The 4,866-nt window shown below is 65.0% G+C and carries 3 protein-coding genes and 1 pseudogene; all 4 read left to right on the forward strand.

Annotation, left to right across the window (positions count from 1 at the left end):
* A pseudogene (locus tag WBB95_RS22950) lies at positions 1-277 on the forward strand (thiamine pyrophosphate-requiring protein); the annotation flags it as partial.
* Between the two features lie 85 nt (positions 278-362).
* The gene (locus WBB95_RS22955) at positions 363-1,019 is read left to right on the forward strand and encodes a cytochrome c3 family protein (RefSeq protein ID WP_424489648.1); all 657 of its coding nucleotides are present in this window, start codon (positions 363-365) and stop codon (positions 1,017-1,019) included.
* Complete coding sequence (locus WBB95_RS22960) at positions 1,016-3,886, forward strand: TAT-variant-translocated molybdopterin oxidoreductase (RefSeq protein WP_424489649.1); 2,871 nt, start codon at positions 1,016-1,018, stop codon at positions 3,884-3,886. Before WBB95_RS22955 ends, WBB95_RS22960 begins: the two co-directional genes overlap by 4 nt.
* The coding region (gene nrfD / locus WBB95_RS22965) for an NrfD/PsrC family molybdoenzyme membrane anchor subunit (protein WP_424489650.1) at positions 3,876-4,866 on the forward strand (991 nt) is incomplete at its 3' end. The genes WBB95_RS22960 and nrfD, both read left to right, overlap by 11 nt.

The following is a 4,866-nucleotide window of genomic DNA, read 5'->3' on the forward strand; positions in this document are numbered from 1 at the left end:
CCTGTTTGCGATCTCGCTGGGGCTCAAGGGTATCTTCGTCGAGCGCGAAGAAGACGTCGCGTCGGCCTGGGAGCAAGCCCTGGCCTCGGACGTGCCGGTGTTGATCGAGTTCAAGACCGACCCCAACGTGCCGCCGCTGCCACCGCATATCAAACTGGAACAGGCGAAGAAATTTGCTTCCACGCTGCTCCAGGGCGATCCGGATGAGGCCGGGGTGATTGTGCAAACTGCCAAGCAAGTGCTGGCGAGTGTCTTGCCGGGGCGCGCGAAGCCATAGACAGCCCGCGCCGATAACAAAAATAACGAACTCCTGCGCACCCGCGCAGCCATAGCTGTAAGGACATGGACATGAGAATCCGGCGATGACGCAGATTTTCAGGCGCTCGGCCGACACCTGGCTGCGTGTGGGATTGCTGCTGCTGATCGTCGGCCTCTCGGGAGGCTTGCTTGTGGCATTGACCCTGGAGGGCAGCGATTACCGCACCGGACGCAATTGGGTGGTCGAGCAGCCGTTGCCCTTCAGCCATGCCCACCATGCGGGTGAGTTGAAGATCGACTGTCGCTACTGCCACAGCGCAGTGCAGTCCTCGGCCATGGCCAGCCTGCCACCGACTGAAACCTGCATGAGCTGTCATTCCCAGGTCTGGAAGAACGCCGACGTGCTGGCGCCGTTGCGCAAGAGCCTGCGCGAGCATGAGCCCTTGCACTGGCAGCGCGTGGTCGAGCTGCCGGACTACGTGTACTTCCATCACGGCGTGCATGTAAACGCTGGCGTTGGCTGCAGCGAATGCCACGGCCAGGTCGACCGTATGCAGCTGATGTTCAAGGCCCAGCCGCTGAACATGGGCCAGTGCCTGGCCTGTCACCGCGACCCGGCACCGCACCTGCGGCCGGTGGATCAGGTAACGAACATGCAGTGGCACATCGACGAGGATCGCCGTGCGCTGGGTGAACGGCTGATGAAAGCGCACCCTATGGATACCAGGGGTTTGACCGACTGCGGGACATGCCACCGATGAGCGCGCCACTGGATTTTGCCGCTTTGCGCGGCCAGCTGGCCGGGCTCAAGGGCCAAGCCTATTGGCGCGGGCTTGAGGCCCTGGCGGCGTCTCCCGAGACCCAAGCGCTGATGGCCGCAGAGTTTCCGGGAGCGGCGCCGTTGATGGACCGCCGCAGCTTCCTGCAACTAATGGCCGCCAGCCTCGCCATGGCCGGGCTGGCCGCGTGCGGCAAAACCCCTAAGCAGGCCGTGACGGCGATCAACCAGCCGGTTTCACTGACACCGGGTGTCGCCGCCTGGTATGCCACCGCCATACTCTTTTGCGGCGTCGCTCAGCCGGTGTTGGGCAAGACTGTCGCCGGACGCCCGATCAAGCTGGAAGGCAACCCCGAACACCCGATGTCCGGCGGCACCTGTGACGCGTTCACCCAAGCGGCGATCCTGCAACTCTATGACCCCGACCGCTCCCAGGCGCCGCGCTTCAAAGGCCGCGAAACCAGCTGGCCGCACGTACTTGCAGGGCTGTCGGGCATGCAGCAGGCGCTGGATGGCGTCCACGGCAAAGGCCTGCACATCGCCTGCGGCGCCAGCAGTTCGCCGACCCTCGGGCGACAGCTCGATCAACTGCAACAACGCTGGCCCCAGATGCGGCTGTACCACGCTGAAGCGTTCAACGAGACCGCCGCCTTGCACAGCAGCGAACGCGCCTTCGGCCGGCCGCTGAGCGCACGCGTGCACCTGGAACAGGCCGAGGTGCTGGTGTGCCTGGAATATGACCCATTGGGCAGCGGCCCCTGTCAGACGCCGTTGCAGCGCGGCTGGGCCGAGCGGAGGCGGCGGGCAGCCGCCGGCGAGGGCGCCGCATTAGCTTTCGTGGCTGAAAGCATTCCGACCCTCACTGGCGCCGCTGCCACGGCACGCCTGCCGATTGCGCCATCACGCCTGCCGGACCTGTTGCTGGCCTTGAGCCAAGCCTTGGGCGAAACGCTTTCGGCCACGCCGCGTTTGACGGCAGCGCAGCAGCAGTGGGTTGACGCGGCCGCCGCCGCGCTCAAGGCGCATCCAGGCCGAGGGTTCATCGGCGTCAGCCCTCAGGCGCCCGAGGCGCTGCAGGCGCAGGTCATGCACCTGAACCAGCGTCTCGGCCATCCGGACTGGCAGGTGCCGAGCCTGCTGGGCTATGCGCAGGAACGCCGCTGGGATTCGCTGGATCAACTGAATCGCGAACTGACAGCGGGGCGCGTGACCCACTTGGTCATGCTGGACTGCAACCCGCTGCAGACTTCACAGCTCGCGCGCGACCTGCAGCAGGTGCCGTTCCGCCTGCACGCCGGGCTCTATTACGACGAAAGCGCTGCCGAATGCCACTGGCACCTGCCACTCAACCATGCGCTGGATGGCTGGAGTGACGCCCGCGCCGCAGACGGCAGCGCCTGCATCGTGCAGCCGCTGATCGAACCGATGTACGCGACCCGTACGTTGCATCAGGTGGTCGACATGCTGCTCAACGCCGCCGAGGTTGATGCCCTGCAATTAGTCCGCGCCACGTGGGCGCCTATCCCCGAGGCTCAATGGCGCCAGGCTTTGGCGGACGGCTGGATCGAACCGGCTGCGCCGCCCATAGAAGTCGCCGACGCGCCAGCGGCAACTTCCCCATTGACCGACATCGACGGCCTGCAGGCGGTCATCCGCCCAGACCCGACGGTGTGGGACGGGCGTTTCGCCAATTGTGGATGGCTGCAGGAACTGCCCAAGCCGATCAGTACCCTCACCTGGAGCAACGTGATCGGGCTTTCGCCGCGCCAGGCGGAGCAGTTGGGCCTTGGCAATGGTGACGGCGTTGAAGTAACCCTGGCCAACCAGACTGTGCGCGGGCCCGTGTGGATCGAGCCGGGGCAGGCCGACGAGGTCATCGCCCTGTACACCGGTTATGGCCGAACCCGCGCCGGGCGTGTCGGTAACCACCTCGGCTACGCCGTCAGGCCGCTCGAACAGCTTTCCGTCGGCGCGACCCTGCGTGCCACGGGCGAGCGTTATCGGTTGGCCGCCACGCAGGCCCATCACCACCTTCCCGGCGATGAAGACCCGCCCATCCGCGTAGTCGCGCGCGATGCGCCGCAACTGCCCACCCAATCGATTCCGGTGTCGCTCTACAGCCCGGCCGCCGACAGCGGCCCGCAATGGGGCATGGTCATTGACCTGGACCTGTGCACCGGTTGCAACGCCTGTGTCGTCGCCTGCCAGGCCGAGAACAACATCGCCGTGGTCGGCGCCGACCAGGTTGCCCAAGGCCGCAGCCTGCACTGGCTGCGCATCGATCACTACTACCAGGGCCCGCTGGAGGCACCGCGCTCACGTTTCCAGCCGTTGCCGTGCATGCATTGCGAACAGGCGCCCTGCGAAACAGGCTGCCCGGTCAATGCCACGGTACACAGTCGCGATGGTTTGAATCAGATGGTCTACAACCGCTGCATCGGCACGCGCACGTGTGCCTCCTATTGCCCGTACAAAGTCCGTCGCTTCAATTGGCTCGACTACAGCGCTGATGCGGCGCCGTCACTCCAGGCCCAGCGCAACCCCGAGGTGACAGTGCGCGCCCGAGGCGTCATGGAAAAATGTACCTACTGCATCCAGCGCATCAGCAGTGCGCGAATTGACGACAAGCAGCAAGGCGCTGACTTCGACCCTTCCGGCGTGGTCACCGCCTGCCAGCAAACGTGCCCCAGCCAGGCCATCCGTTTTGGTGACATCGCCGACCCGGCGAGCGCCGTCAGCCAGGCACGCCGGGACCCACGCCATTACCGCCTGCTCGAAGCCCTCGGCACGCGACCGCGCACCAGTTACCTGGCGCGGATCGAAGAGGAGGGCGCCGCCGATGAGCACTGAGCCGTTGCTGCACGACACCGCGCATTTCTTGCCGAAAGACCTGAGTGACCAGCAGGTGTCGCGCCAGGTGTTCGGGCCGCTGCAACAGTTCCCACGGCGTGTGGCCTGGCGCTGGTTGTTTGGCGTCGGCGTCGTGCTGTTGCTGGTCTACCTGGGCTCGGTCGCGGTGTTGTTGGCCAAGGGCGTGGGCATGTGGGGCAATAACCAGCCGGTGCAGTGGGGCTTCGGCATTCTCAATTACATCTGGTGGTTGGGCATTGGCCACGCCGGCACGTTTATTTCGGCGTTATTGCTGCTGATCGAACGGCCTTGGCGGCATACCCTCAATCGCCTGGCCGAATTGATGACGCTGATGGCAGTGATCTGCGCCGCGCTGTACCCGATCCTGCACCTGGGTCGGCCCTGGCTGTTCTACTGGACCATGCCGTACCCGAATGAAATGGGGCTGTGGCCGCAATTCAAGAGCCCCACCGCGTGGGACATGTTTGCGATCCTGTCGTACCTCACGGTGTCGGTGTTATTCCTGCTGGTGGGCGCCATACCGGATTTCGCTACCGCCCGTGACCGCGCCAGGACGCCGCTGCGGCAAGTTCTGTATGGCCTGCTCGCGCTCGGTTGGCGCGGTTCGCAAAGGCACTGGGCGTTATGGCGACGCACCACGCGGGTGCTGGCGATCCTGGCAATACCGCTGGTGTTTGCGGTCTCCAGCGGTTACTCGTTCCTGATGACCATGGGCCCCCAGAGCGGCTGGCATTCCACATTGTTTCCGGCGTATTTCGTCGCTGGCGCGGTGTTTTCCGGGTTTGCGCTGGTGGCGTTGCTGGCGATTGGCGTGCGCTGGACGCTGTGCATCGAAAGCCTGATTACCCAGCGCCATCTGGACATGCTCGGCCGCTTGCTGTTGGCCACCGGTTGGCTGACGGCCTACGGTTACCTGGCGGATCTGTTCATGCCGTTCTACAGCGGCGATGCACATGAAA

The organism is Pseudomonas sp. (assembly GCF_049645325.1).
Taxonomy (GTDB): domain Bacteria; phylum Pseudomonadota; class Gammaproteobacteria; order Pseudomonadales; family Pseudomonadaceae; genus Aquipseudomonas.